Origin of the sequence: Alcanivorax sp. DSM 26293 (genome assembly GCF_900107995.1) — a bacterium.
Classification (GTDB): domain Bacteria; phylum Pseudomonadota; class Gammaproteobacteria; order Pseudomonadales; family Alcanivoracaceae; genus Alcanivorax.
The window spans coordinates 137150-163345 of the sequence record NZ_FNUM01000003.1; the positions used below are offsets into that span (position 1 = coordinate 137150).

23 protein-coding genes and 1 riboswitch are annotated in these 26196 nt (G+C 59.6%); of the genes, 11 read left to right on the forward strand and 12 right to left on the reverse strand.

Annotated elements, in window-relative coordinates:
* Positions 1-54 precede the first annotated feature (54 nt).
* The 7 genes from C4S63_RS06985 to tkt all read right to left on the reverse strand — a co-directional run bounded on the left by C4S63_RS06985 (position 55) and on the right by tkt (position 9762).
* The gene (locus C4S63_RS06985; RefSeq protein ID WP_103917135.1) at positions 55-3042 is read right to left on the reverse strand and encodes a class I SAM-dependent DNA methyltransferase; all 2988 of its coding nucleotides are present in this window, start codon (positions 3040-3042) and stop codon (positions 55-57) included.
* Entirely contained in the window at positions 3039-3539 is a 501-nt protein-coding gene (locus tag C4S63_RS06990; RefSeq protein WP_103917136.1) for a hypothetical protein, read from the reverse strand. Before C4S63_RS06990 ends, C4S63_RS06985 begins: the two co-directional genes overlap by 4 nt.
* Positions 3540-3777: 238 nt before the next feature.
* Positions 3778-3987 (reverse strand): hypothetical protein, encoded by a 210-nt coding sequence (locus C4S63_RS06995; protein WP_103917137.1) that lies wholly within the window; start codon positions 3985-3987, stop codon positions 3778-3780.
* 385 nt (positions 3988-4372) lie between these two features.
* Complete coding sequence (gene fba / locus C4S63_RS07000; RefSeq protein WP_103917138.1) at positions 4373-5437, reverse strand: class II fructose-bisphosphate aldolase; 1065 nt, start codon at positions 5435-5437, stop codon at positions 4373-4375.
* A gap of 83 nt (positions 5438-5520) precedes the next feature.
* A complete protein-coding gene (locus C4S63_RS07005) occupies positions 5521-6684 on the reverse strand; it encodes a phosphoglycerate kinase (RefSeq protein ID WP_062815322.1) in 1164 nt (387 codons plus the stop codon).
* Positions 6685-6732: 48 nt separating this feature from the next.
* On the reverse strand, positions 6733-7761 hold the full coding sequence (locus C4S63_RS07010) for a type I glyceraldehyde-3-phosphate dehydrogenase (RefSeq protein WP_063510121.1): 1029 nt from the start codon (positions 7759-7761) through the stop codon (positions 6733-6735).
* The gene (gene tkt, locus C4S63_RS07015) at positions 7762-9762 is read right to left on the reverse strand and encodes a transketolase (protein WP_103917139.1); all 2001 of its coding nucleotides are present in this window, start codon (positions 9760-9762) and stop codon (positions 7762-7764) included.
* A gap of 193 nt (positions 9763-9955) precedes the next feature.
* Here tkt and C4S63_RS07020 point away from each other — a divergent pair, with 193 nt between their 5' ends.
* The 9 genes from C4S63_RS07020 (at position 9956) to C4S63_RS07060 (ending at position 19906) form a co-directional block, all read left to right on the forward strand.
* Entirely contained in the window at positions 9956-10939 is a 984-nt protein-coding gene (locus C4S63_RS07020) for a metalloregulator ArsR/SmtB family transcription factor (protein ID WP_103917140.1), read from the forward strand.
* Positions 10940-11001: 62 nt separating this feature from the next.
* Positions 11002-12150, forward strand: a complete 1149-nt coding sequence (metK, locus tag C4S63_RS07025) for a methionine adenosyltransferase (RefSeq protein ID WP_062815318.1) — start codon at positions 11002-11004, stop codon at positions 12148-12150.
* A gap of 61 nt (positions 12151-12211) precedes the next feature.
* A riboswitch (S-adenosyl-L-homocysteine riboswitch) is annotated at positions 12212-12289 on the forward strand.
* Positions 12290-12309: 20 nt separating this feature from the next.
* The gene (gene ahcY / locus C4S63_RS07030) at positions 12310-13698 is read left to right on the forward strand and encodes an adenosylhomocysteinase (protein ID WP_103917141.1); all 1389 of its coding nucleotides are present in this window, start codon (positions 12310-12312) and stop codon (positions 13696-13698) included.
* Between the two features lie 91 nt (positions 13699-13789).
* The gene (metF, locus tag C4S63_RS07035; protein WP_062815316.1) at positions 13790-14617 is read left to right on the forward strand and encodes a methylenetetrahydrofolate reductase [NAD(P)H]; all 828 of its coding nucleotides are present in this window, start codon (positions 13790-13792) and stop codon (positions 14615-14617) included.
* Between the two features lie 519 nt (positions 14618-15136).
* Positions 15137-15604, forward strand: a complete 468-nt coding sequence (locus C4S63_RS07040) for an aminoacyl-tRNA deacylase (protein WP_062815315.1) — start codon at positions 15137-15139, stop codon at positions 15602-15604.
* A 128-nt stretch (positions 15605-15732) separates the two neighbouring features.
* On the forward strand, positions 15733-17202 hold the full coding sequence (gene pyk / locus C4S63_RS07045) for a pyruvate kinase (RefSeq protein ID WP_103917308.1): 1470 nt from the start codon (positions 15733-15735) through the stop codon (positions 17200-17202).
* A 127-nt stretch (positions 17203-17329) separates the two neighbouring features.
* The gene (locus C4S63_RS07050; protein WP_062815314.1) at positions 17330-18271 is read left to right on the forward strand and encodes a DegV family protein; all 942 of its coding nucleotides are present in this window, start codon (positions 17330-17332) and stop codon (positions 18269-18271) included.
* A 251-nt stretch (positions 18272-18522) separates the two neighbouring features.
* Positions 18523-18741 carry a hypothetical protein gene (locus C4S63_RS07055; RefSeq protein WP_063509745.1) on the forward strand — a complete coding sequence of 73 codons (219 nt, stop codon included), beginning with the start codon at positions 18523-18525 and terminating at the stop codon, positions 18739-18741.
* 10 nt (positions 18742-18751) lie between these two features.
* The gene (locus tag C4S63_RS07060; protein WP_062815312.1) at positions 18752-19906 is read left to right on the forward strand and encodes a hypothetical protein; all 1155 of its coding nucleotides are present in this window, start codon (positions 18752-18754) and stop codon (positions 19904-19906) included.
* Positions 19907-19938: 32 nt separating this feature from the next.
* Here C4S63_RS07060 and C4S63_RS07065 read toward each other — a convergent pair whose 3' ends face one another.
* A complete protein-coding gene (locus C4S63_RS07065; protein WP_103917142.1) occupies positions 19939-20337 on the reverse strand; it encodes a GFA family protein in 399 nt (132 codons plus the stop codon).
* A 269-nt stretch (positions 20338-20606) separates the two neighbouring features.
* A complete protein-coding gene (locus C4S63_RS07070) occupies positions 20607-21479 on the reverse strand; it encodes a LysR family transcriptional regulator (protein ID WP_062815310.1) in 873 nt (290 codons plus the stop codon).
* Between the two features lie 140 nt (positions 21480-21619).
* Between C4S63_RS07070 and C4S63_RS07075 the strand changes: the two genes are divergently transcribed.
* Together C4S63_RS07075 and fghA are read left to right on the forward strand one after the other, a co-directional pair.
* On the forward strand, positions 21620-22729 hold the full coding sequence (locus tag C4S63_RS07075; RefSeq protein WP_103917143.1) for an S-(hydroxymethyl)glutathione dehydrogenase/class III alcohol dehydrogenase: 1110 nt from the start codon (positions 21620-21622) through the stop codon (positions 22727-22729).
* Positions 22730-22852: 123 nt separating this feature from the next.
* Complete coding sequence (gene fghA / locus C4S63_RS07080; protein WP_103917144.1) at positions 22853-23698, forward strand: S-formylglutathione hydrolase; 846 nt, start codon at positions 22853-22855, stop codon at positions 23696-23698.
* Between the two features lie 11 nt (positions 23699-23709).
* Here the strand turns inward: fghA and C4S63_RS07085 are convergent, their stop codons facing one another.
* From C4S63_RS07085 to C4S63_RS07095, 3 genes are read right to left on the reverse strand one after another with little or no spacing between them, the layout of a single operon-like run.
* Positions 23710-24063 (reverse strand): DUF6285 domain-containing protein, encoded by a 354-nt coding sequence (locus tag C4S63_RS07085; RefSeq protein ID WP_103917145.1) that lies wholly within the window; start codon positions 24061-24063, stop codon positions 23710-23712.
* A complete protein-coding gene (locus C4S63_RS07090) occupies positions 24053-25057 on the reverse strand; it encodes a phosphotransferase family protein (protein WP_103917146.1) in 1005 nt (334 codons plus the stop codon). The genes C4S63_RS07085 and C4S63_RS07090 overlap by 11 nt, the downstream gene beginning before the upstream one ends.
* A complete protein-coding gene (locus C4S63_RS07095; RefSeq protein ID WP_103917147.1) occupies positions 25057-26100 on the reverse strand; it encodes a hypothetical protein in 1044 nt (347 codons plus the stop codon). The genes C4S63_RS07090 and C4S63_RS07095 overlap by 1 nt, the downstream gene beginning before the upstream one ends.
* Between the last annotated feature and the right edge of the window lie 96 nt (positions 26101-26196).

Consider the following 26196-nt stretch of genomic DNA (forward strand, 5'->3'; position numbering starts at 1 on the left):
TAGGATTACTCTGCGGAGCGGCAGGCGCTTTTCCTAAGCTTGTGAATGCCACCCCTAAGCCTCCTGCTCAGCCGCTTCGGCACATTGCCGTAACCACTCCAGGGCCTGGACACGCGCTTCGGTTTTGGTCCAGTATCGCTTCTGATCAAGACGGCCCAGAATCTCGACGCCATCGGCAACGTGATAACGCAGTTGAGACGCCCAGTAGCTATCCCCCGTAAGGCACAACCTCTCTAGCTCGTTGGCCATGCCAGCAAAACTTTTGTGACTACCACCGCCTCCGATCTGGATAAAGGCCCAACCTCGCTGCTTGCCGAGCGGTTTAGCAAGCTCACTACCACCTCCACAGTCTGAGAACGGGCCTGCGATGCGATTGAACACCTCCACGAAATCCATCAAATCTTCATTGGAGGTACTCTGGTTGGCCAGTTGCTTTGCTTTCCCGAACGGGAGCTCGACCCGCAACGTGTCTTTTATCAGTTGTTGATCGGCAAAAGACAGCTCATAAATGTCCGCTATGACCGTGTCGATCTCCTCCCAGCAAGGGTTGCCCGAGCTCAGTTTCGCGGCGGCTTTGCGCATGCGCCGAGCGATTTCGGCATCTAGGCTTTCCCAATCCGGCAGTGGAAAGTTTTCAAGATCGGACTGAAGCGACGAATCGCGTTCAACCCCAAATTTCGCACTGGTGAGCAACTGGTAGTAAAGGAGAAGGTCGCTGTAGGAAAGGAGATACAGCAGGTCCATGAGGCGGCGGTGACGCGGCTTGCTGTGAAATGACAACCCAAAAAAGCTCTCGCTAAAGGCCGTCCGGGTTTCGCTCACCAACGCACCGCGCACCGCGCGTTCAAGCTTCGGAGACTCTCGAAAGAGCAACAGAGGTCCCTCGTAGATCTCGGGCGTTCGCGGCCATTGCAACAGTCTGTGTTGAAAGGGTTTAGCGAATTCTTCGTCGACCTGAAAACACATGTCTAAATCGGCAGTCGGACAGCCCGTAAGATGCTGCGCGTCTCGAGTTCTGCTCACTTCTTTACCGAGCTGATAACCGCTTCTGAATGTCAGATGAAGCTGGTCAAGCTGCGCTTTGACGCTATTGCAGTTTTCATGCTGGATACGCGAGATAAGCTCGAAACCCAACGGGCCGCCTTTATACAACGCCTTGAAAGCCGCAACATGCTTACGCGGCACTTGACAGGACACCGGAATGGCCGCAGACGGGTCAACGCGGAACTGTCCTACCGCTGCAAGCTGGGGCTCCTGCCTTGGGCTAATGAAGTAAAACCGGTCCAATGGATCGGGCCGCAAATTTTCAGCCACCAGCAGAATGAACGGTGCATCATTGGTAGGCCATAGGCGCTTGTCCTGCCTCAACGCGGCAAAATTCATGATGCCGGTTACCTTGAGGGTACTGAAGACATGGCGACGCAGAGCGTAGGCGTCTTGTTGGAATAAGAAGCGCCCATGGAGCGCGAGCGCAATAGCTCCTGTAGATTTCGCCCACTGCTTGGCGGCCAGGAGAAATGCGATATCCGGCGACCCGTAACGCGCCACGACGCTACCAACTTCGGCCGTATTATCGTCCTCATGGGGTATGAGTTGCGCTAAAGCCCCGTTGAGTGATTTCGCCGCACGCCCCTTGAAGCCTGTCCAAGGCGGATTACCGACAACGATATCGAAGTGGCCTCGAAAGCCCTGAATGATTGGCTGCGATAAGCTGCCAAGGTCGGTTTGATTGCCGAGCTCATCCTTGTCCACCAGCCGTAACACAGAACCGATGAGCTTTTTGAATTTCAGGTCCGTCAAGGGGCTTGGCTTGGGATCGAGCTCGAGAGCTGCCAGGTAAAGGCTCAGTGCTGCGATATTTAGCGCATCGAGGTTGATGTCAAAGCCTGATAGCTGATTTGCCAATAACCGCCGGATTACCTGCCGCGTCGGTCGCACTCCTTTTTGTAGCCAATGCTCCGCCACGAGGCGGCGCAGGGCCAGCACCAAAAATACGCCGGCACCGACCGAAGGGTCCAGCACCCTCGCCTCGTGTGGCGGCACCGACTTGACAGCACTAAAGGCGCCTTCGATGGCCACTTCAGCAATCTGTCGGGGTGTAAAATGCACACTGGTTTTTCGGGCAAGGTCCGGGACAAATTTGTGGGCGAAGTCTTCATACACCTGGCTCAGCACATCCACCGGAACATGCTGAAACTTGATCCATCCCCAATCGAGCTGCAACTGGCCGCCCGATGCGTGGTACTGAATATTGGAAAGACTCCAGCAGACTTTCTCCATGCTATCGCCGATACGGCGAAATAAGCTCCGGTAATCCTTGTCCTCGAGCGATAGCAGATCGCCATTGAAGGTCTTGTCGAGCCACAGGCAGGTATCCTCCATAGCCTGTGGCGTGCTAAACAATGCGGACAGACACCCGGCGTTTCGAGAAATAGACGACAGATCAGTCTCTTTTACAATGTCGCGATCGACCAGAAACCGAAAAAACAATGAACGCCCGACAAGGGACAGGACTTGTCGGGCAGAGAGGTCGGGACAGGCGGTCTGGATATCTGTCGCCGCCGCGACCAATAATTTGAAGAGCAGATTCTCGATCCAGCGATAGTTCGCTTTTAATTCAGGACTCGTCTGCCGGGAGAACTCAACCCCACCCAGCAGGGCCCGCCAAAGCGAAGCCGGCTCTTCGCGATCAGTGACCAATGGCTGAGGCACGCTTGTAAACACACCGACCGGATAGACATTGAGATTACCCGGCTGCACTACAACCAGAAACCGCGCATCTGAGCGGCACCCCAGCACCTGAATTAATTCGGACAGTGCCTGCCTGTTTACACCCTTGGCGTCTCCGAGTCGATCCTGCCTCACCACATAGACCTGTGGCTGCCCGTCCGACTCGACAACGGCATCAGGCCCCATCGGCCACACCCTTAGCAAATCGAGATAGCGCAGGTGGCGCGGCGTTGCCTTCTGGTCGAACCGCACAATACTGGCCTCATCAACGCCCGCTGAAGTCAGTTGACCGACCAAATCGTCCGTGTTCATCGGCCACCTCCCGATGTGCGCGTCGGTGTAACTGCGGATGTCTCAATCGGCCCGAAGTTAAGCAGTCGTTGTTGATCCGGTGAAGAGAACGAGTGCTGCTTTATATAGGCATCAATCCGCTCAAAGATGTTGCCCAAAGGCACGACCAATCCGACCACCGCTTTAACGGCCACCAGATCATTGAAGTAGGTCACAGACTGCGGTTGCACCTGAATGTGCAAGCACGCCGCTTTGTGCAGGTTTCTGGGGCGGGATAGACAACGCAGGATATCATTTGACAAAGCGCCGATCACCTTGCGGCGCAACCCGAACGACTCCTCAAGTTCACAGCAAATCACTATCACCAACAACTCCGCCGCAGAGTACTCCCGCGCGACGCGTGCTTTCTCAACACTACCTCCGAACTCCGGCAGCTCGCGCAAAATACCCCGAAGCCTGTGCCGGGTAAATCCGGTTATCTCACAGATATCGGCGATGGTGATTGATGACGAAATCATAACGGCATTTTAAGTGCTGCTTTGAGCCACTTCAACGTTTATCTGAGCTAGCTCCTTACTACTCTAAATAGTATCTACCTAGCTCTGAGTCATATTGGCGCAACAATGAGTAAGTGCGCCACATGGGCAGCCTTTAGGAGACGCAAGGGGAAAGAGGATTAGGATTCGAGCGGGAATGACGCCTATGGGGGAACTTCTACACCGACCGGCGAACTATGCTCTCGCCCGACGCTGAGGGCTAGGAGCAGTTACGAACCGCGCACTGACTTCGGGTGCGCCAGCGACCTTCGCTTGATATTGAGAGCACCTCATGGGCCAGGGCGACAAGCTCGTCAGCGGCAACGTGCAGAATGTTGTATTGGTTAGGGGGTAATAAGTCGGTTTTGGCGTAGTATTCATGCAGCTTGACCTGCTGGAGATCATCACGGTTCTTCATACCGGTCATCATAGAGTATTCACTCGGCACTTGAACGTTTGGGACGGGTCTGGTTTGTCGAGCAATCACCCCAACACTGTCCATATAGACAGCCTTTCATTATGACCAACACCTCCTCTTCTCCGCGCAATCTCCCCAGCCCTCGTTGAGGAGATTGCGCGGAGAAGAGGAGGTGTTGGGGACGTTCGTTGACTTGGGCTGGGCACCAGGAAGGAACAGGCTTGCCCAGACTGCAGGGTGTGCCGTGATCACTATTTCATCAAGAGCCGGAAGCAGTGGCATGGCCGCCACAAAAAAGGCCCAGCGGCACCACGCCATCAAGGCGCGATAACGCTAGACCGATTTTGAGAATCATGTCATGTGCATTTGCTACATAATGCCGTTAGATAGCGCGGGATTACTTGACGCGCGGATCCAGCTCGCCGGCTTCGTAGCGCTGGAACATGCGCTCCAGGCTGATCGGCTTGATCTTGTCCGCATTGCCGGCCGTGCCGAACGCTTCGTAGCGGGCAATACAGATATCGCGCATGGCGGTGATGGATTCCTTCAGGTACTTGCGCGGGTCGAACTCGGCCGGGTTATGGGCCAGGAAACGACGAATCGCACCGGTGGACGCCAGACGCAGGTCGGTATCGATGTTCACCTTGCGCACGCCGTGCTTGATGCCTTCCTGAATCTCTTCCACCGGCACCCCGTAGGTTTCCGCAATCTCGCCACCGTACTCATTGATGATGGCCAGCCAGTCCTGCGGCACGGAGGAGGAACCGTGCATGACCAGGTGAGTATCCGGGATGCGCTTGTGGATCGCCTTGATCTGCTCGATGGCCAGAATGTCACCGGTGGGCGGACGGGTGAACTTGTAGGCACCGTGGCTGGTACCGATGGCGATGGCCAGGGCATCCACCTTGGTTTGCTTGACGAAGTCCGCCGCCTCTTCCGGGTCGGTGAGCATCTGATCGTGGCTCAGGGTGCCTTCCGCGCCGATACCATCTTCTTCACCGGCCTGGCCGGTTTCCAGGGAACCCAGGCAGCCCAGCTCACCTTCCACAGACACACCACAGGCGTGGGCCATGGCCACCGCTTGCTGGGTGACGCGCACGTTGTACTCGTAATCCGTGGGGGTCTTGCCGTCCTCGCCCAGCGAGCCATCCATCATCACCGAGGAGAACCCCAGCTGGATGGAGCGCTGACACACGGAAGGGCTGGTGCCGTGATCCTGGTGCATCACCACAGGAATGTGCGGAAATTCTTCGGTGGCTGCCAGAATCAGGTGCCGCAGGAAAGGAGCACCGGCGTATTTGCGGGCGCCAGCGGAGGCCTGCACGATCACCGGGGAATTGGTCTGGTCCGCGGCTTCCATGATGGCGCGCATCTGTTCCACGTTATTGACGTTAAAGGCCGGTACGCCATAACCGTGTTCGGCGGCGTGGTCCAGCAACTGTCGCATGCTTACGAGTGCCATTGTGTTTCCCCTTCGGTTCCGTGGGCAGCGATGCTGCCCGTTTCCTGTTCAGTGGTTACCCAGACCGGCCATGCGGTCTGTGATCAATCTTTCGCCCGCGCTTCCAGCATGGCGACTGCCGGCAGCACCTTGCCTTCCACAAATTCCAGGAAGGCCCCACCACCGGTGGAGATGTAGCTGACCTTGTCGGTGATACCGTACTTGTCGACGGCGGCCAAGGTGTCACCGCCACCGGCAATGGAGAAGGCATCGGAGTCGGCAATGGCTTCCGCCATTTCCCGGGTGCCCTCACCGAACTGGTCAAATTCGAACACACCCAGCGGGCCGTTCCAGATAATGGTCTTGGCTTCCTTCATCAGCGCCGCCACGATGTGGGCAGTCTGCGGGCCAATATCCAGAATCAGGTCGTCCTCGGCCACATCATCCACCTTCTTGGCGGTGGCTTCAGCGGATTCGGCAAATTCCTTGGCGGTGACCACATCCACCGGGATCGGGATATGCACCTTCTCGGCGATCTTCTTCGCCGCCGGGATCAAGTCTTCCTCGTACAGAGACTTGCCCACCGGATGACCGGCCGCGGCCAGGAAAGTGTTGGCGATACCGCCACCCACCACCAGCTGGTCCACCACATCCGACAGGGATTCCAGCACCTCCAGCTTGGTGGATACCTTGGAACCCCCGACAATCGCCACCAGCGGCTTCTCGGGCGCGTTCAGGGCCTTGCCGAGAGCATCCAGCTCATTGGCCAGCAACGGACCGGCACAGGCGACCGGGGCAAACTTGCCCACACCATGGGTGGACGCCTGGGCCCTGTGTGCGGTGCCGAAGGCATCCATCACATAGATATCACAGAGGGCCGCCATCTTTTGTGACAGCGCCTCGTCATCCTTTTTCTCGCCCTTGTTGAAACGGACGTTCTCGCACAACACGACCTGGCCTTCTGCCACGTCCACGCCGTCCAGCCAGTCTTTCACCAGCGGCACCTCTCGCCCCAGCAGCTTGCCAAGATGGTCGGCCACCGGCTGCAGGGAAAACTCCTCCGCGTACTCCCCTTCCGTGGGACGGCCCAGATGCGACATCAGCATCACTTTGGCTCCCGCCTTCAGGGCGTGCTCGATGGTGGGCAGGGACGCGCGGATACGCGCATCGCTGGTGACCTTGCCGTCCTTCACCGGCACGTTCAGGTCTTCCCGGATGAGAACGCGCTTGCCTGCCAGATCCAGGTCGGTCATGCGTTTGAAGTTCATGTCGTACTTACCTCATTCACGGCCACCCGCATGGGTGCATCCATTCATTCAAGCTTGATGTGATTCAGCCAGCGCCGCCACCCAGTCGAGCAGTCGGTTCGCATAGCCCCATTCGTTGTCATACCAGGCCACTATCTGCACCATGGCCTGCCCCATCTCGCCCTGCACCCGGGTCTGGGTGGCATCGACGATGGCAGATTCCGGCCGGTGGTTGAAATCCACGCTCACCAGCGGCGCATCATTGTACCCAATCAACGCACTGGCTTCTTTCGATTGCTGCTGCAGCCACTGGTTCAGACTGTCGCTATCCGGGGTACGCTCCAGCAGCAGTGTCAGCTCCACCATGGCCACGTTCAGGGTGGGCACACGGATGGAATGGCCGCTGATCTTGCCGGCCAGGGCCGGCAGCACCTGCTGTACCGCGCCGATCGCACTGCTGGTGGTGGGCACGATGTTCTGTGCCCCGGCCCGGCCCCGGCGAGGGTCCCGATGAACATGATCCAGCAGGGTCTGATCCGACGTATAGGAGTGGATCTCCTTCATCAGTACCTGGCGGATGCCATAGGCCTGGTCCAGCCGGGACAGCAGTGGCGCAATACAGTGGGTGGTACAGGATGCCGCCGACAGCACCTTGCTGTCATCGCGCACATCCCTGTGGTTCACGCCGTACACCACGATCTGGTCCGCCTGATCGAACGGCACCGCACCGATGATGACCCGCCCGGCCCCTGCCTCCAGATGCCGTGAGGCACCCGCATGACTGCGGAAATGACCGGAGCATTCCAGCACCAGATCCACCCCCATCTCGCGCCAGGGCAATTGTTCCGGCTTGGGTTGCTGCAGCAGCCGCGGGGCCTGCTTGCCGATACGCAGCATGCCTTCGATCAATTCCGCCGGCTCCGCCAGACGACCATGGGTGGTGTCGTAGCGGGTCAGGTACAGCAGGTCTTCCGGGCGACCCTTGTCATTGATCGCCGCCAGGGTGAACGGTGCCTGCCAGCCGGCGCCTTCGCGCTCGGCCAGGGCACGGACAAAGGAACGCCCGATACGGCCGTAGCCGTTAATCGCGACTTTCACTTAGAGCAGGCTCTCCACGGCCTGCTGCACTGCCTCGGCAGTGATATTGAAGTGCTTGAACAAGTCGCCGGCGGGGGCAGAGGCGCCGAAGCTGTTCATGCCCACCACCTTGCCGTCCAGGCCTACAAAGCGATACCAGTAATCGGCGATGGCCGCTTCCACGGCAACCCGGGCGCGCACACTGGAGGGCAGCACGCTTTCCTGGTACTCACGGTCCTGGGCCAGGAACTCTTCCACGCAGGGCATGGAGACCACACGGATAGTCTTACCGGTCAGAGCCTTGGCCGCATTCACCGCCAGCTCCACTTCAGAGCCGGTGGCAATGATGATGGCGTCCGGGGTGCCCTCACCGGTTTGCAGCAGGGTGTAGCCGCCTTTTTCGATCTCGGCCAGCTGCGCATCACCTCGCTCCATGCAGGGCAGCCCCTGGCGGGAGAAGATCAGCGCGGAAGGACCGTCTTGCCGGACAATGGCTTTCTTCCAGGACACCGCGGATTCCACCGTGTCGCAGGGGCGCCAGGTGCGCATGTTCGGGGTCAGGCGCAGGTTGGCCATTTGCTCAATGGGCTGGTGAGTCGGGCCGTCTTCACCCAGGCCGATGGAATCGTGGGTATAGACCAGAATGTTGGGCTGATGCATCAGCGCCGCCATGCGCACCGCGTTGCGGGCATATTCCATGAACACCAGGAAGGTGCCGCCGTAAGGGCGCAGGCCGCCGTGCAGGCAGAGACCGTTCTGGATCGCGGTCATGGCGAATTCACGCACCCCGTAATGGATATAGTTGCCGCTGGCATCATCCGCGGTGACCGACTTGCAGCCTTTCCAGATGGTGTTGTTGGAGCCGGCCAGGTCGGCGGAGCCACCGGCCAGTTCCGGCAGCAGCGGGCCGAAGGCATCGAGAGTGTTCTGGCTGGCCTTGCGGGTGGCGACCTTGTCACCTTTTTCCTGGCACTCACGGATGTAGGCATCCGCCTGCTCCTGGAAGTTGGCGGGCAATTCACCGGCCTGACGACGCAGGAACTCTGCCGCCAGTTCCGGGTAGGCGGCCTGGTAAGCGTCGAAACGCTGCTGCCAGTCGCTCTGGGCAGCCGCCCCTTTCTCGCTGCCATCCCAGGCCTGTTTGATGTCGGCAGGAATCTCGAAGGGACCGTGCTTCCAGCCCAGCGCGTCCCGGGTCAGGGCAATTTCGTCTTCCCCCAGGGCGGCACCGTGGGACTCTTCCTTGCCCTGCTTGTTGGGGCTGCCGAAACCGATAACGGTCTTGCAGCAGATCAGGGTGGGCTGATCGGTATTGGCACGGGCATTTTCGATGGCCACCTGAACCTCTTCCGCGTTGTGACCATCCACATTGGGGATCACCTGCCAGCCATAGGCACGGAAACGCTCCACGGTGTCATCGGTGAACCAGCCTTCCACCTCACCATCAATGGAAATGCCATTGTCGTCATAGAAGGCCACCAGCTTGCCCAGGCCCAGGGTGCCAGCCAGGGAACACGCCTCATGGGAGATGCCTTCCATCATGCAGCCATCGCCCAGGAAGCAGTAGGTGTAGTGGTCGACGATATCGTGCCCTTCCCGGTTGAACTGACCTGCCAGCATCTTCTCCGCCAATGCCATGCCCACGGCATTGGCAATGCCCTGGCCCAGCGGGCCGGTGGTGGTTTCGATGCCCGGGGCGTCGCCGTATTCCGGGTGCCCGGCGGTGGGGCTGCCCAGCTGACGGAAGTTCTTGATGTCGTCCAGACTGACGCCGTAGCCGCTCAGGTGCAGCAGACTGTAAAGCAGCATGGAGCCGTGACCATTGGACAGCACGAAGCGATCCCGGTCGGGCCAGGTGGGATCCTGCGGGTTGTGCTTGAGGAAGCCGCGCCACAACACCTCGGCGATATCGGCCATTCCCATGGGCGCACCGGGGTGCCCGGAATTGGCTTTCTGTACCGCATCCATGCTCAGGGCACGGATAGCGTTGGCGAGTTCACGGCGGGCGGGGGCACTGGACATGCAGGGCTCCAAACTGGCTGGTGGCTGAAAAGGGGCGCTATTGTCCCTCAAGGGGATAATCGCTACAAGCGCGGGCGCCCCGCCCGCCGGTTTACATGCCCCAGAGCAGCTCTGGCGGGTGACCGGCCAGGCCGCCAGAAAATCTATATCAATTTATTTTGATTTAGCTTTTCATTGCGCTAGACTCTCCCCTATGAATGCACAAGCACCCGACGCTCCGGAGATCACTGATCATCTGGCGGGCTTCCTCAAGGCCGCTGGCGACCCGTTGCGTCTTCAGGTGCTGCAGGTGCTGGGCCAGAACAGCTTCGGGGTGCTGGAGCTGTGCGACATCATGGCCATGAAACAATCCGGCATGAGTCACCACCTGAAGGTACTGGCCCAGGGTGGGCTGGTGGAGAAGCGGCGGGAAGGCAATTCCATCTTCTATCGCCGGCGCCTGCCCCAGGGTGACAACTCAGAAGGCGCGCTTCACGCCGCCCTGCTGGAAGAACTGGATGATAGCCCCCTGGACGGCCAGGTGGCGGAACGGCTTGAGCAGGTGCAAGGGCAGCGGGCGGAACAGAGCCGGGCCTTTTTCGCCCGCCATGCGGAGCAGGTGGACGAACAGCAGGAACTGATTGCCGACTATGGCCAGTATGCGGATCAGGCCCTGGAATTACTCACCCGGGCCAGCCCGGACGCTCCGGATGGCAAGAGCGTCCTGGAGATCGGCCCCGGTGATGGCCAGTTTCTTCTGGAGCTGGCGACACGCTTTGACACCGTGTTCGGCCTGGATAATGCCGAAGCCATGCTGGAGCGGGCCCGCCAGAACCTGACTGTCGCCAAACGGCAAAATGTGCAACTGATACTGGGTGAGTGGCCCGCCAGCGCCACCATCCTGCCCACGGTGGATGCCGTGGTTCTGAACATGGTGCTGCATCACCTGCCAGCCCCCGCCAGCGCCATCGGCGCCGCGGCCCGGCAGCTGAATGAAGGCGGCACCCTGCTGATCACCGACCTGTGTCGGCATGACCAGCACTGGGCCCACGAGGCCTGTGGTGATTTCTGGCTTGGCTTCGAAGAAGCCGATCTGGTGGATTGGGCCGGCCGCGCCGGTCTGGCATTGCAGGAAAGCCAGTTTCTGGCCCTGCGCAATGGTTTTCAGGTGCAGGTACGCACCTTCAGGAAGAGTTGAAAGTTTTTGGCGCCTGTTGAAGGCAATGTAACGCACACTTGAATAACGGGAGCACTCCAGTAATGAGTGAATATTCCATCTTTACCTCTGAGTCTGTGTCCGAAGGCCACCCGGATAAAATGGCCGACCAGATCTCGGACGCCGTTCTGGATGCCATCATCAAGGATGACCCCCATGCCCGCGTGGCGGTGGAAACGCTGGTCAAAACCGGCATGGCCATCGTTGCCGGTGAAGTCCGTACCAGCACCTATGTGGAGCTGGAGGACATCGTTCGCCAGGTGATTCTGGACATCGGCTATGACAGCTCCGACAAGGGCTTTGACGGCGCCAGCTGTGCCGTGCTTAACGGCATTGGCAAACAGTCTGCGGATATCGCTATCGGCGTAGACGAAGCCGAAAACAAGGAAATGGGCGCCGGCGACCAGGGCCTGATGTTCGGCTTTGCCACCAACGAAACTGACACCCTGATGCCCGCGCCGGTGTACTACTCTCACCGACTGGTGGAGCGCCAGGCACAGCTGCGCAAGAACGGCACCCTGCCCTGGTTGCGCCCGGATGCGAAAAGCCAGGTCACCCTGCGCTACGAGAACGGCATGCCGGTGGCCGTGGATGCGGTGGTGCTGTCCACCCAGCATTCCCCGGACATCAAGCTGGCCGATCTGCGTGAAGCGGTGATGGAAGAAATCATCAAGCCGGTCCTGCCGGAAGAGTGGCTGCACAAGGACACCCTGTACCACGTGAACCCCACCGGGATTTTCGTGATCGGCGGCCCCATGGGTGACTGTGGTCTGACCGGCCGCAAGATCATCGTGGATACCTACGGTGGCATGGCCCGTCACGGTGGCGGCGCCTTCTCCGGCAAGGACCCGTCCAAGGTAGACCGTTCCGCCGCCTACGCCGGCCGCTATGTGGCCAAGAACATCGTGGCTGCCGGCCTGGCCAGCAAGTGCGAGATCCAGGTGAGCTATGCCATCGGCGTGGCCGAACCTACCTCTATCTCGGTCAACACCTTCGGCACCGGCAAACTGAGCGACGATGCCATCGTGGCCCTGGTGCGCGAGCACTTTGACCTGCGCCCGCGGGGCATCATCGAGATGCTCGACCTGCGCAAGCCGATCTACCGCCCCACTGCCAGCTACGGCCACTTCGGTCGCGAAGGTTTCAGCTGGGAGAAAACTGACAAGGCGGCAGACCTGGCCAAGGCCCTGTAACCACGGCATCACCGCCGGCGCCGCCTCCCGGGTGGCGTCGGCATTATCCCGACTATGTCTGCCCTGTGAGGGGCGCTGCAGCGGCTTGACCGCGAGGCTCGCTGGGCAGACACGCAAGGAACAACGGCGCCCATTCGTCAAAAACGAATGGAGAACATCATGAACGCAAGAGTGGACACTTTTACCGACTATAAAGTCGCCGATATTTCCCTGGCCGCCTATGGCCGCTCTGAAATCCATATTGCCGAAACCGAAATGCCGGCACTGATCGCAATCCGCGAAAAATACCGTGCCGAACAGCCGCTGAAAGGCGCAAAAATCATCGGCTGTATCCACATGACTATTCAGACCGCCGTGCTGATCGAAACCCTGGTCGCACTGGGCGCAGAAGTGCGCTGGTCCAGCTGCAATATCTTCTCCACCCAGGACCACGCCGCTGCCGCCATCGCAGCCGCTGGCATACCGGTATTCGCCTGGAAAGGGGAAACCGAAGAAGAGTACATGTGGTGTATCGAGCAGACCTGTCGCGACGGCAATGGCGAGCTGTGGGATGCCAACATGATCCTGGATGACGGCGGCGACCTGACCGGCTACATCCACGAGACCTACCCGCAGATGCTGGACAACATCCACGGCATCACCGAGGAAACCACCACCGGTGTGCACCGTCTCTACGAGATGCTCAACAAGGGCACCCTGAAAGTGCCGGCGGTGAACGTGAATGACTCGGTCACCAAGAGCAAGAACGACAACAAATACGGCTGCCGTCACTCTCTCAATGACGCCATCAAGCGCGGCACCGACCATCTGCTGTCAGGCAAGAAAGCACTGGTCATTGGTTACGGTGATGTGGGCAAGGGGTCTGCCCAGTCCCTGCGCCAGGAAGGCATGATCGTGAAGGTCACCGAAGCGGACCCGATCTGCGCCATGCAGGCCTGTATGGACGGCTACGAGGTCGTCAGCCAGTACAAGGATGGCGTCAATGACGGTACCGAGGCTTCCATCAACACGGAACTGCTGGGCAACACCGACCTGCTGGTGACCACCACCGGCAACTTCAATGTCTGTGACGCCAACATGCTCAAGGCCCTGAAAAAAGGTGCCGTGGTCTGCAACATCGGTCACTTCGACAATGAAGTGGACACCGCCTTCATGCGCAAGACCTGGGAATGGGAAGAGGTCAAACCGCAGGTGCACAAGGTATGGCGCAACAAGGCCGAGGGTGACTTCCTGTTGCTGCTGTCCGAAGGCCGTCTGGTGAATCTGGGCAACGCCACCGGGCACCCCAGCCGCATCATGGATGGTTCCTTTGCCAACCAGGTACTGGCGCAGATGTATCTGTTCGACCAGGGCTACGCCAAGCACTCCGATACCGTGAAGGAGAAGATGCTTAAAGTAGAGGTGCTGCCCAAGCACCTGGACGAAGAAGTGGCTCGTTACATGGTGCAGGGCTTTGGTGGCGTGATCACCAAACTGACCAAAGAGCAAGCCGACTACATCGGCGTCGACGTGAACGGCCCGTACAAACCCGAGCACTACAAGTACTAACCGCTTGCACACAACACGCCCCACGCTGCTCGCTTCCAATCGCGCCAGCGCGGGGCGTGTCTCTGTGCCAGCCTCGCGACGCGAGCATTTTATGAAACGAATCAGTTTTGAATTCTTCCCGCCGAAAACCGATGCGGGAAAAGAAAAACTGCTGGCGACCCAGCAGAAACTTCTGGCCAAGAAACCGGCGTTTTTTTCCTGCACCTTTGGCGCCGGTGGTTCCACCCGTGACAACACCCGCGACATGGTCAATCAGCTGCGCAATCAGCACGGCGACACCGCCCCGCACCTGAGCTGCATCGGCCAGAGCCGCGAGGAAATCCTGGAGCTGGTGAACGGCTACAAGGCCGCGGGAGTGACCCGCATCGTGGCCCTGCGCGGCGACCTGCCCTCTGGCATGGGCTACGCCCAGAGTGAGATCAAGTATGCGGACGAACTGGTGCAGCTGATCCGTGAGGAAACCGGCGATCACTTCACATTGGAAGTGGCCGCCTACCCGGAGATGCACCCCCAGGCGCGCAGCTTTGAAGATGATATTGCCCACTTCAAGCGCAAGGTCGACGCCGGCGCCAACAGCGGCCTGACCCAGTATTTCTACAACGCGGATGCCTACGGTTATTACCTGGACGCGCTGCAGAAAATCGGCTGCGACGCCCCGGTCTACCCGGGCATCATGCCGATCCTCAACGTGGCCAATCTGGTGCGCTTCTCCAACACCTGTGGCGCCGATATCCCCCGCTGGCTGCACAGCAAGCTCAACGACATCAAGGATGATGACGCGGCGGTCAAAGCTTTCGGCGAGGAAGTGGTCACCCGTCTGTGCGAACGCCTGCTCGCCATGGGCGCGCCGGGACTGCATTTCTACACCATGAACCAGGCCGGTCCGAATCTGCGGATTCTGGATAACCTGGGGATGTGAAAGGCAGCTACTAACTGCTGGCTGCAACGCGGGCAAGAATGCGCCAAACGGCAGAGTCTCTGCCCGCGTTTTTTATTGAATCCCATATCTTTCGGGAAAGTTGTAGGAGTTCCCTTCCAGGGGACGAACCGAGCGCAGCGAGGCTATCGGAAAATAGATAGCATTTACCTTCTCAGATAAACCTGTCGAGTGCAGGCATTCCTGATCGCCCTTCGGTCGATTTCCGCGCAAGCGCGGTTCGCGCCTCGAGAGGTATTATTCGCTTCGCTCCCCCTTCGGGCCGCACGGAACTACGTGCGTTACTCCGCTGCGCTCCGTTCCTACAGCGGCTTCGAAGAAAGCTCGTAGCTAGAGCTAGATCTTTCCGCTATTTCCCTTAGCGCATAACCGTATTTCCCCACCTGCTTTTACCTCCCTAAGCTTGGATATGAACATTCATGGAACGGGCCCGGCCAGTTACCCACTGCTCCGCGGACCGCTCCCCAATCCCGGCTTACCTGTTCCGGGAGGAGGTCTATCATGCCTGCCCGCGCACTGGCTGATTTTCTCGACAACAACAATGTGAACTACCATTGCTATAACCACCCGCCCGCCGTTACCGCTTCCGAGGTGGCCCAGTCCAGCCATATCCCCGGACGTCACATGGCCAAAACGGTGATTGTGGATGTGGATGGCGAGCTGGCCATGGCGGTACTGCCTTCCGACCAATACCTGGACCCGGACAAGCTACGCCAGGCACTGAATGCCAATAGCGTCCGGCTGGCCCCGGAGGAGGATTTCAAGGATCGCTTCCCGCTGTGCGAGCCCGGTGGTGAACCGCCTTTCGGCAACCTCTACGACATGAAGGTGTATGTGGACGACACCTTGCTCAGTGAAGACTGGCTGGCCTTTAATGCCGGCTCTCACACCGAAGTCATCAAGATGGGTATGGGCGATTTCCTGCGCCTCAGTGGAGCCCAGTCCTGCTCTTTTGCCATGCTGCATTGATTTCTCTCTGCACAACGATCCCCTTGCCCCCGCCCGTGCGGGGGTATTTTTTGTCTGATCCCTCGCCCATTGCTGTCATCCCCCCGCCAAGTCCACATGGTATGCTGGCCAAAAATCAGCTGATGGAAATGTTCCGAATGTCCCGCTCCCCCCTGCGTCGCACCAAGATTGTCGCCACCGTTGGCCCCGCCTCTTCTTCAGAATCCCGACTGGAGGCTCTGATACAGGCTGGCGTGAATGTGTTCCGCCTGAACTTTTCCCATGGCAGTGCGGATACGCACCGGAAAACGGCAGAGACCATTCGCCGCTGTGCGGAACAGTGCGGCGAACACGTGGCGATTCTGGCAGACCTGCAGGGGCCCAAAATCCGTATTGGCAGCTTTCCCGATGGCCCCATTCTGCTGAAAGCCGGCCAGGCTTTTACGCTGGACACCGCCCTGGCGGATGACGCCGGCAATGCGGAGGAGGTCGGGGTGAGTTACCCGCCACTGCCGGAGGACTGCCAGCCCGGCGATATCCTGCTGCTCAATGACGGCTTGCTGGAACTGAAAGTGGATGCCATCAACGGCACCCGCGTGGCATGCACCGTACTGGTGGGCGGCGAGCTGTCCGACCACAAGGGGGTCAATCGCAAGGGCGGAGGCCTCAGCGCCCGGGCACTCACCGACAAGGATCTGGCCGATATCGTCACCGCCGCCGACATGGAAGTGGACTTTCTTGCCCTGTCCTTTCCCCGCGACGCCGAAGACGTGGAAGAAGCCCGTCGTCGCTACCGGCAGGCCGGCGGCCAGGGGGGCATCGTTGCCAAGATTGAGCGGGCGGAAGCGGTGGCGGACGATGACACCCTGGATGCCATCATCCTGGCCTCCGACGGCGTCATGGTGGCGCGGGGCGATCTGGCCGTGGAGATCGGCGATGCGGAGCTGGTGGGGGTGCAGAAACATATCATCCGCCGCGCGCGGGCCCTCAACCGCTTTGTGATCACCGCCACCCAGATGATGGAATCCATGATCCACAGCCCCCAGCCCACCCGGGCGGAAGTCTCCGATGTGGCCAATGCGGTGCTGGACGGCACCGACGCAGTGATGTTGTCAGCAGAGACCGCCGTGGGCGAATACCCGGTGGAAACCGTCCAGGCCATGGACCGCATTATTCTCGGCGCCGAGCGCACCTGGCAGGAAAGACGCACCGACCGTCCCATCAACGACAACACCGACAATATTGATGAAGTGATTGCCATGGCGGCCATGCAGGCCGCCAACCGACTCAGCAAGGTCACCGCCATCATTGCCATGACCGAAAGCGGCAACACCCCGCGACTGATGTCACGGCTGCGCTCCGGCATCCCCATCTATGCCTTTACCCCCTACCCCAGCAGCCAGCGTCGGGTGGCCATCCTGCGCGGCGTGCGCGCCATCCCCTTTGACAGCCATGCCATCGCCAGCGACGAAGTGAACCGCCGCGCGGTCGCCATCCTGGAAGAGATGGGCGCCATAGAGGACGGCGACCGGGTTCTGATCACCAAGGGCAACTACAACGATGCCCATGGCGGCACCAACACCCTGAAGGTGATCCAGGTGGGCGGGGATATTCAGTAACGCCTCACCAGCGATGCAAAGACTGGCGTCTTGTAACAGCCCCTAACCATTCCCATACGCAAAAAGACGCCAGTAACGGAACGGTGGTACTAGACTGGTTCTCAAACTTCCCACAGGAAGCATAACAATGAGAATCGGTCTGGTTGTGGACTCGGGTTGTGATCTGCCCAAGGACTTTATTGACGCAAACAACATCCTGGTCATGCCGGTGCCCATCCGCATCGGCAAGGAAATTTTCGTGGACGACCGCGACCCGCAACGGGCCCGGGAGTTTTACGCCCGCCATGAAGTGGACAAGAACCACGACGCGGAAACCGCCCCTCCCACGGTGGACCAGATCCGCACCCTGTTCCTGGAACAGGCGGTGGGCGAGTTCGACTACGCCCTGGTGCAGACCGTGCCGAAAAGCCGCAGCCCGATTTTCGAGAACGCCACCGAAGCGGCCCACGCCATTCTTGGCGACTACAAGAAATACCGGGAAGCCGCCGGGCGGGAAGGCCCGTTCCGTATCCGCGTCAGTGACAGCCAGACCCTGTTTGCCGGCCAGGGCGTGCTGGCGGCGGAAACCATGCGACTGATCAATACGGAAATGAAAGTGGGCGACATCCGCCAGCGCATCAGTGACCTGACCCCGAAAACCGTGGGCTATGCGGTGGTGCCGGACCTGTATTACGTGCACAAGCGCGCCCGCAAGAAAGGCGACAAGAGCGTGGGCTTCATCGGCGCTCTGATGGGCTCGGCGCTGGACATCAAGCCCATCCTCTGTGCCCGCCAGGATCAGACCTTCCCGGTGGCCAAGGTCCGGGGGTTCGAAACCGCTGTCGAGAAAATGTTTACCCACGCCTGCGCCTGCGTGGAGCAAGGCCTGCTCACCCCCATTGTCTGTGTCAGCTACGCCGGCGACCCGGATGCGGTTTACCAGATGCCCGGCTTCAGCGAACTGAAGGCCACCACCGAGAAACACGGCGTGGACCTGCTGATCAGTCATATGGGGCTGACCGGGGGCGTCAATATCGGCCCCGGCGCCATCAGCGTGGGTTTCATCACCGACCAGATGGATTTCGCCTGACTCCGTCCACCGGGGTGGATAGCGGATCAGGCTCCCCGGAGTGAGCGTTACCCGCAGCGAATCGAACCCGCCAAACCGCCACAAGGCAATAGCTGCGCTTTCTTGAGCGCCGCCCGGTAGCGGCTTTTCGGCAACACCCATCCTTCCTTATTGCTGGCATAGTAGCGCCAGCCATAGGCAGGCTGCGCGCGACAGCCTGCATCCAGGGCGCCCGGGGATGTGTTCCCGGGCGCTGTAGTAAAGGAGAAATCATGTCTGATTCCATCACTACCCTGAAGACCAAGGGGCTGCCCGCCGATGCGCTGGCCTTTATCGAGTCCCTGCCTGCGGATCAGGCCAGCAAACTGGCCGATACCGTCCTTGCCGCTCTGGAAACCAAAGACGCCAGAGTCGAAAAAGCCATGAATAACGCACTGAATGTGGTGCCCGGGCCCTTCCGCCGCCCGGTGAAAAAAATGCTGTTCGGTTAAGGAGACAGACATGCACATTGAAACCCAGGCCGAACTGCTCAAACTCAGCCGCCTGCTGGAAACCGACGAGACCAACCTGGCCTTTCTGGATGGTCAGGACCTGACCGCCATTGCCAACTTCCGCAGTGCCGTCTCCGGCTTCTTCTACGAACAGCACCAGGACAGCTACCAGCGCCTGGCCGGCATCAGCAAACTGGTTCCCACCGGTGCCAGCGCCAAGCTGGCCACCACCGTACTGGGCTCCGTGCTCGCCGCCGGCATTGCCTCCGAGCTGCCCCCCGAACGCGCCATCAAGCTGGCCGACAAACTGCCGGAAGACTTTCTCGCCAAGCTGTGCATCCACCTTGAGCCCAAATACTCCCGGGATCTGCTGGCTGCCATGCCCGACAAGATTGTCGCCTCCGTGGCCAAAACCCTGCTGTCCATGGGCGAGCACATCACCCTGGCCCGTTTTGTTGCCGTGATTCAGCCGTCTGCCCTGGAAGCCGTCACCCGCAGCATCGACGACGGCGAAGCCATGGTGAAGATCGCGCTTTACCTGGAAGACAAGAGCAAACTGGACACTGTGCTGGCCTTGCTCAGCGAAGCACAGCAACGGGCCACTCTGAAAGCCGCCACCGACCATGAACTGTGGCCGGCGGTGCTGTCCCTGAACGGGCACCTGAACACCGAACTGCGTGGCCAGATGGGCAACCTGGTAGCCGAGCAGGGCGAAGCCGTCATCAGTCACATTATCGAAGTGGCCAGCGAACAGCGCCTGTGGACCAACCTGTTGCAGGCGGTGAACGCCATGGACAATCAGCATCAGCAAATGGTGGTGAATGTGCCCAAGTTGCGCGAAGCCCCAGTGATGGAAAGCCTGATCAGCACCGTGGCCAGTGAAAACAGCTGGGATGAATTGCTCACCCTGTTGCCACTGCTGGATCAGGAACACCTGACACCAGCGGTGGACGTGCTAACCCAAAGCCAGCCAGAGGCACTGGGGCAAGCATTGGGCCAGGCCCATGACAGCAAGCTGCTCGGCCTGTTCGGCCACTTGCCCGACGCGGAGCTGCCCCGAGTGGCCGAGGTACTTAAAAGCCATGCCGCCGAGAACTGGCAGGCTTTCGCGGCGCGCAACGGCGATGCCCACGAGATCGAGGCGCTGAAGGCACAAATGGCGTAACAAAAAATGCCGGGCGCTGACCCGGCATTTTTTTATTCCGCACCTTCAGGATACTGCGGCAACCCATCGTCAATGGCCCACCAGTTACAGGCCGAATCCGTATAGATATGAAACGCGGGCCGCGTCGCCAGCGGCTCATTCAGCAGCCCCGCCCGAATGCGCAACACACCGGGCTTGCGTTCATGGCAACTGTAAATCGGCGAACCGCACTCGCGGCAGAACACCCGCTGCTTGCCCGGCGAGGACGCATAGCTTTTCAGTAAAGCCTCACCCCGTACCCAATGCAGCTTGCCGGTTTCCACCGGAATATTGGTAACCAGCGCAGTGCCCTGGGCCTTTCGACATTGCTGACAATGGCAAACCTGAATCGGCGCCAGCTCACCGGCGATTTCAAATGTCACACCACCACAGAGACAATTTCCTGTGTACATATCCGCTCCGTTTTATTGCTGTAGGAGCTCCTCTTGAGGGGCGAACCGCGCTTGCGCGGAAATTGCCCGCAGGGCGATCAGACCTTCCTGAGCTCGACAGAGCCATCCAGAATAGATTGCTACCTGCTCGACTCATCCATTGCATCGCACTTCGCCCCTCAAGAGGAGCTCCTACAGCAGAAAAATTTGCCGGACATGAATCCCAAGCCTGGATCAGGACTTCCAATCGTACCTCCAGCGACGCTCCTGCCAAAAGGTATCCGCGCCTTTCAACGCACCATACCCTCCACCAGAAAATCCACAAACTGACGCACCTTGGGCGACAAGTGCCGGTGGCGGGGATACACCACCCACACCGCAGTGTGACTGCAGGCATACTGATCCAGCACGGAAATCAGCCGTCCCCGATGCAGATCATCCTCCACGTAATAGTCCGGCAGCTGCACCAGCCCCAGGCCCTTGCGAGCCGCATCCAGCAGGGCCACGCCGGAATTGCCCTTCCAGTTGCCCTGCACTTTCCATTGCCGGTGCTGGCCATCCACATCCACCGCCCACTGATCCGCTGAACCCAGCAGGCAGTTGTGTTGACTCAACTCCCCCAACGTGTGGGGCCGGGCATGGCGCTGGAAATAGTCGGCGGAACCGACAATATATTCGCGACGCGGGCAGAGTTTGCGGGCGATCAATGACGAGTCCGGCAGCGCCCCGGTACGGATGGCCACATCGAAGCCCTCGTCGATGATATCCACCCGCCGGTTGGTAAAGTCCAGTTGGATGGACAATTGCGGATGGCGGGCCAGAAAGTCGTTCACTAACGGCGCGATGTAACGTTCGCCAAAGGTGGTGGCGCAGGTCAGCTTGAGCACCCCGGTGGGCCGTTGCTGGTAGTCGCTAATGGCCGACAACGCTTCCTGGAAGCCATCAAACAACTGGCCACAATGATCGAAGTAGACCGCCCCCGCATCGGTGAGCTTCAGGCGCCGGGTGGTGCGGTAGAGCAACTGGGTGCCGAGCTGGGTTTCCAGCCGGGACACCAGCCGGCTCACATGGGAGCTGGATACCCCCAGATGCCGGGCGGCATCCGCAAAGGAGCCCCGCCTCACCACTTCCACAAAGGCTTCAATACGATCCCAGTGCTGCATTGTTGCTACCTGACAATAATCTCTTGTCGAATTGTGCCTTATAGCGCTATTCGTGTCTGCGTATAGTGAATAATCCATGAATCGCCGAGCAAGCCCGGCGAAAAGGTTACCGCCTTCCGAACCGTCAAAAAGGAATCACCATGAAATCCCGTGCCGCCGTCGCCTGGGAAGCAGGCAAACCCCTACAGATCGAAGACGTGGATGTGGCCGGCCCCAAGGCCGGGGAAGTGCTGGTGCAGATCGTCGCCACCGGCGTTTGCCACACCGATGCCTACACCCTGTCCGGCAAGGATCCGGAGGGTATCTTTCCTTCCATTCTTGGCCACGAAGGCGCCGGCATCGTGCAGGAAGTGGGCGAAGGCGTGACCAGCCTGAAACCCGGCGACCACGTGATTCCGCTCTATACCGCCGAGTGCCGCCAGTGCAAATTCTGCCTCAGCGGCAAGACCAATCTGTGCCAGGCGGTGCGCGCCACCCAGGGCCAGGGCCTGATGCCGGACAGCACCAGCCGCTTTTCCCTGAACGGCAAACTGCTGCACCATTACATGGGCACCAGCACCTTTTCCGAATATACCGTGGTGCCGGAAATTTCCCTGGCCAAGGTCAGCAAGGACGCCCCGCTGGACAAGATCTGCCTGCTTGGCTGTGGTGTCACCACCGGCATCGGTGCGGTGCTCAATACCGCCAAGGTGGAGCCCGGCTCCACGGTGGCCGTGTTCGGGCTCGGCGGCATCGGCCTGTCGGTGATCCAGGGCGCCGTGATGGCCAAGGCAGAACGCATCATTGCCATCGACACCAACCCGGCCAAGGAAACCCTGGCCCGGCAGTTCGGCGCCACCGATTTCATCAACCCGAAGGATTACAACAATTCCATTCAGGAAGTGATTGTCGAACTCACCGACGGCGGTGTGGATTATTCCTTCGAGTGCATCGGCAATGTGAACGTGATGCGCTCGGCGCTGGAGTGCTGCCACAAGGGCTGGGGCGAATCCATCATCATCGGCGTGGCCGGTGCCGGCGAGGAAATTTCCACGCGTCCGTTTCAACTGGTCACCGGCAGGGTCTGGAAAGGCTCGGCCTTCGGCGGTGTAAAAGGCCGCACCGAGCTGCCCGGCTATGTGGATCGTTACATGAACGGCGAAATCAAGATCGACGAATTCGTCACCCACACCATGGGGCTGGATGAGATCAACACCGCTTTTGATTTGCTGCACGAAGGCAAGAGCATTCGTTCGGTGATTCTTTTTTAAGGCGTACTAATTCCGACTGTAGGAGCACCTCTTGAGGTGCGAATCTACTTGCGAAAGACCTTGCCAGGCAAGGTTCGCACCTCAAGAGGTGCTCCTACAGCGGCTTCGTAGAAAGGTTGAATCATGTCTGATATCGAACTGGTTTCTGCCACCAAATCCTTTGGCGGCTGGCTGAAGCGCTACCGGCACCGCAGCCAGGTACTCAATTGCGAGATGATCTTTGCCATCTATCTGCCGCCGGCAGCGGAGCAGGCTTCCGTTCCCTTGTTGTGGTGGCTGTCCGGCCTGACCTGCAACGATGAAAATTTCATGCAGAAAGCCGGTGCCCAACGCACGGCAGCGGAACTGGGTCTGGCCATGGTCTGCCCGGATACCAGCCCGCGGGGCACCGACCTTCCCGGCGAACACGACAGCTATGATTTCGGTTCCGGTGCCGGTTTCTATGTGAACGCGACCCGCGCGCCCTGGAGCCAGCACTATCGCATGTATGATTACGTGACCCGTGAATTGCCGGCACTACTCCGCGATCATTTCCCCCTCAACGGCCGCGAAGCGATCAGCGGCCATTCCATGGGAGGCCATGGCGCATTGATCTGCGCACTGAAAAACCCCGGCCGCTATACCTCGGTATCGGCGTTCGCACCAATCAGCAACCCGAGTCAGTGCCCCTGGGGCGAGAAGGCACTGGGCGGCTATCTGGGGGAGGACCGTGCAACCTGGGAGGCCTGGGATGCCTGCGAGCTGATCAAGGCCAACGGCAGCGACCTGGCGCTAATGGTGGACCAGGGCGACGCAGATAATTTCTATCAGGATGGCCAACTGCGTCCGGAATCCCTCAGTGCCGCCTGCCAGGAGGCGGGTGTGCCGATCACCCTGCGCATGCAACCCGGCTATGACCATTCCTACTTCTTCATCGCCAGTTTTATTGACGATCATCTGAAGTATCACTTTCACCATCTGACTGCGTGATGCGCGGCATATCAATTTGCGCGCGGATAGCGTGGGCTGTCGATATCCAGCTTGGCTTCCGCCACTGCCAGCAGGGTCTCCAGCACCGCTGGCAGGTGCTCATTGACGTTACCGGATGCCAGCCTCCGGCACAGGCCCGACAGCGTCTGGTCTGAGGATTTCAGCACCGCTGCCAGCTGCTCCATGCCCTCCTTTTCCTGGTGGGCAAATGCGGCAGCCAACGCCTTTTCCCGTTCCAGCAGGGCCTCCAGGTGTGCAATCACCTTGCCGTAATACTCATGGACCCCGGGATCCGGATCCGGGCGCTGCCGATAGTGCTCAATGGCCTGCTGCAATTCCCGGGCATGGGGTCGATTAAGCGGCATCCTGTAGCTCCTTCAGGCAGATCAGCATGTCGTATTCGGTTTCCGCTACCCGTCGACCAATCGCTGCTCGCTCCACGGATGACACCCGCCCCCGCAGGTAACTGTAGGCCTGATACTGGCAGATAACCCCCCACTTGAAGGTGCCCAGCAACTCCCAGTAACGGGCATGGACAGGGTCCACAGGGCGCCCCGAGGCGGCCTCATAGGCCGCGTGGAAAACCTCCCGCTGCGTCAATCCGGCCACCGGTTTTGCCCGTCGACCGAAACGCCAGGCGTTGACACACAGCCAGCCCAGATCCTCCATAGGGTCGCCCAGGTGAGTCAGTTCCCAGTCCAGAATGCCGCTAAGGCCCGACTCCGTGAACAGGAAATTACCCAGCCGAAAATCCCCATGTACCAGAGTGAGGCTGGCGTTGTCCGGTACATGCTCCTTTAACCAACCGTACGCCAGGGCGAATACCGGCAGAGGCTCACCATAATCCCGGTGCATGGCATACAGTTGCTCCAGCTGCCGCCTGGCATCCAGCACAGGCAGGCCACCCAGACCGGTTAACGGCGTGCGATGTATAGCCGCCAGCGCGCCAGCCACCTGGTCCGGGAAACGCCGACGGGCAGTGTCGTAGGCCGGGGACTTGAGCAATACCGGCGGCAGGGACTCCCCGGGCAACGCCGCCATCAGATAGCCACAACCCAGCCCGCTGTCCTCGCCCAGTTCTGCGATGACGGTCGCCGTGGCACAACCGGCATCCGCCGCTGCCTGCTGGGCCCGGGCTTCCCATTGCTTTCCCGGGGCCATGCCCAGATCTTCACCGCCGGCATCCAGGCGCAATATCCACTGGTGTTGCTGCTGGCCCACTGTTGCCTGCAGCCACCAGGTATCCGCTGACGCCCCGGCGGTGAGCCGCCGGCATTGTTGCAGCAGACACCTGTTCCCCATCACCGGCTCCACCAACCCGGGGATCACCTGTTCAATCTGTTCCACAGTCACAGTCATCAGCAATGCCTGCCCACCGGTTTACCGTCTACCATCTGGTCAAGATACTCGGCCATGCCATAACCGGTGAGACCATCGCAGGTAAACCGGGACATCGCTTCCGTGATACGGGTATGTCTCCACTCGCCGTCATCGGTCTGGCGTCGATTGCGCAGAGGGATCATTGCCAGGGATTCACCACTGATGGCATAGCAACGGCCGGACTCGGTGGTCAGGCTGACACGCTGCGTGTATGCCTGATCGCGCTCATCCAGGGCTGAGCACAGCGTGGCCTGTTCCACCGGATCATAACGTGGCTCGCTACCATCACGGGTATCGTAGACCATGCCCCAGACATGCTGACGGCCACTGGCCATCTGCACGATTGACACATTGACCGCGAACTGGTCGTTGAAAACCAGTGGCAGCCAGCGATACCAATAGAGGTTCTGCCAGTAACGTGGCCCCCAGGAATGATCGCGCAGTCCGAAGCCCTGCAATGAAAAGTTCTGCTGGCCAATACTGATTTCGCCCTTGCCACGCAGGTGCTGCTCGTAGTGCCCGCGGGCAAAGGATTCCTCCGGGTCTTCCTCGATGGGTCGGCCCTGCTCATCGACCATTTCGCCACCGTAAACCGGGGTCAGCCCCTCAAAGTTGAACTGTGCTTTCACCATAACCGTAGGGTTATCGGCAAAGGCCCGGGCCGGGTTTTCCATCTCCTGGGGATTGTCCAGCACGCAGGCCGGACCCTGGTAGTGCAAGGCAATTTTCTTTAACGGCTCAATCACCTCAAAGCGCATTCCTCCCGCATCCAGAGCATGGTTTCCGTGAATCTCGACCCGGCGAAACATGAATGCCACCTTCCCATCCGGAAGATAAAAACAGAAAGACATTTCCGCATGGCCCTCATTGGGCCGGTTACCCACGCGAAACCAGCCACCGATTCCCTTGCGGTGATCAAAGAGATTCACGTACATGCTTTCATTAAAGTTTTTTGCCGCCTCAATGGGATGCATGTATTCATCACTGGCATCCAGTCGCAGGGCACTTTTCCCCAGATCCATATCATCCTCCCTGATAAAAATTGTTTTTTTGTTTACCGAATCATCACCGACATCGGCAGTCTTACAGACTGAAAGGAAACAGGAGATCGTGCATTA

Bases quoted from the DNA above. Each gene is read 5' to 3' on its own strand.
- pyk (WP_103917308.1), top strand. From the start codon at position 15,733: ATGTTCCGAATGTCCCGCTCCCCCCTGCGTCGCACCAAGATTGTCGCC.
- C4S63_RS07040 (WP_062815315.1), top strand. From the start codon at position 15,137: ATGCCTGCCCGCGCACTGGCTGATTTTCTCGACAACAACAATGTGAAC.
- C4S63_RS06995 (WP_103917137.1), bottom strand. From the start codon at position 3,987: ATGATGACCGGTATGAAGAACCGTGATGATCTCCAGCAGGTCAAGCTG.
- C4S63_RS07050 (WP_062815314.1), top strand. From the start codon at position 17,330: ATGAGAATCGGTCTGGTTGTGGACTCGGGTTGTGATCTGCCCAAGGAC.
- C4S63_RS07065 (WP_103917142.1), bottom strand. From the start codon at position 20,337: ATGTACACAGGAAATTGTCTCTGTGGTGGTGTGACATTTGAAATCGCC.
- metK (WP_062815318.1), top strand. From the start codon at position 11,002: ATGAGTGAATATTCCATCTTTACCTCTGAGTCTGTGTCCGAAGGCCAC.
- tkt (WP_103917139.1), bottom strand. From the start codon at position 9,762: ATGTCCAGTGCCCCCGCCCGCCGTGAACTCGCCAACGCTATCCGTGCC.
- C4S63_RS07075 (WP_103917143.1), top strand. From the start codon at position 21,620: ATGAAATCCCGTGCCGCCGTCGCCTGGGAAGCAGGCAAACCCCTACAG.
- C4S63_RS07060 (WP_062815312.1), top strand. From the start codon at position 18,752: ATGCACATTGAAACCCAGGCCGAACTGCTCAAACTCAGCCGCCTGCTG.
- fghA (WP_103917144.1), top strand. From the start codon at position 22,853: ATGTCTGATATCGAACTGGTTTCTGCCACCAAATCCTTTGGCGGCTGG.
- C4S63_RS07095 (WP_103917147.1), bottom strand. From the start codon at position 26,100: ATGGATCTGGGGAAAAGTGCCCTGCGACTGGATGCCAGTGATGAATAC.
- C4S63_RS07085 (WP_103917145.1), bottom strand. From the start codon at position 24,063: ATGCCGCTTAATCGACCCCATGCCCGGGAATTGCAGCAGGCCATTGAG.
- C4S63_RS07020 (WP_103917140.1), top strand. From the start codon at position 9,956: ATGAATGCACAAGCACCCGACGCTCCGGAGATCACTGATCATCTGGCG.
- fba (WP_103917138.1), bottom strand. From the start codon at position 5,437: ATGGCACTCGTAAGCATGCGACAGTTGCTGGACCACGCCGCCGAACAC.
- C4S63_RS07055 (WP_063509745.1), top strand. From the start codon at position 18,523: ATGTCTGATTCCATCACTACCCTGAAGACCAAGGGGCTGCCCGCCGAT.
- C4S63_RS07090 (WP_103917146.1), bottom strand. From the start codon at position 25,057: ATGACTGTGACTGTGGAACAGATTGAACAGGTGATCCCCGGGTTGGTG.
- metF (WP_062815316.1), top strand. From the start codon at position 13,790: ATGAAACGAATCAGTTTTGAATTCTTCCCGCCGAAAACCGATGCGGGA.
- C4S63_RS07070 (WP_062815310.1), bottom strand. From the start codon at position 21,479: ATGCAGCACTGGGATCGTATTGAAGCCTTTGTGGAAGTGGTGAGGCGG.
- C4S63_RS07005 (WP_062815322.1), bottom strand. From the start codon at position 6,684: ATGAACTTCAAACGCATGACCGACCTGGATCTGGCAGGCAAGCGCGTT.
- C4S63_RS06990 (WP_103917136.1), bottom strand. From the start codon at position 3,539: ATGATTTCGTCATCAATCACCATCGCCGATATCTGTGAGATAACCGGA.
- C4S63_RS06985 (WP_103917135.1), bottom strand. From the start codon at position 3,042: ATGAACACGGACGATTTGGTCGGTCAACTGACTTCAGCGGGCGTTGAT.
- ahcY (WP_103917141.1), top strand. From the start codon at position 12,310: ATGAACGCAAGAGTGGACACTTTTACCGACTATAAAGTCGCCGATATT.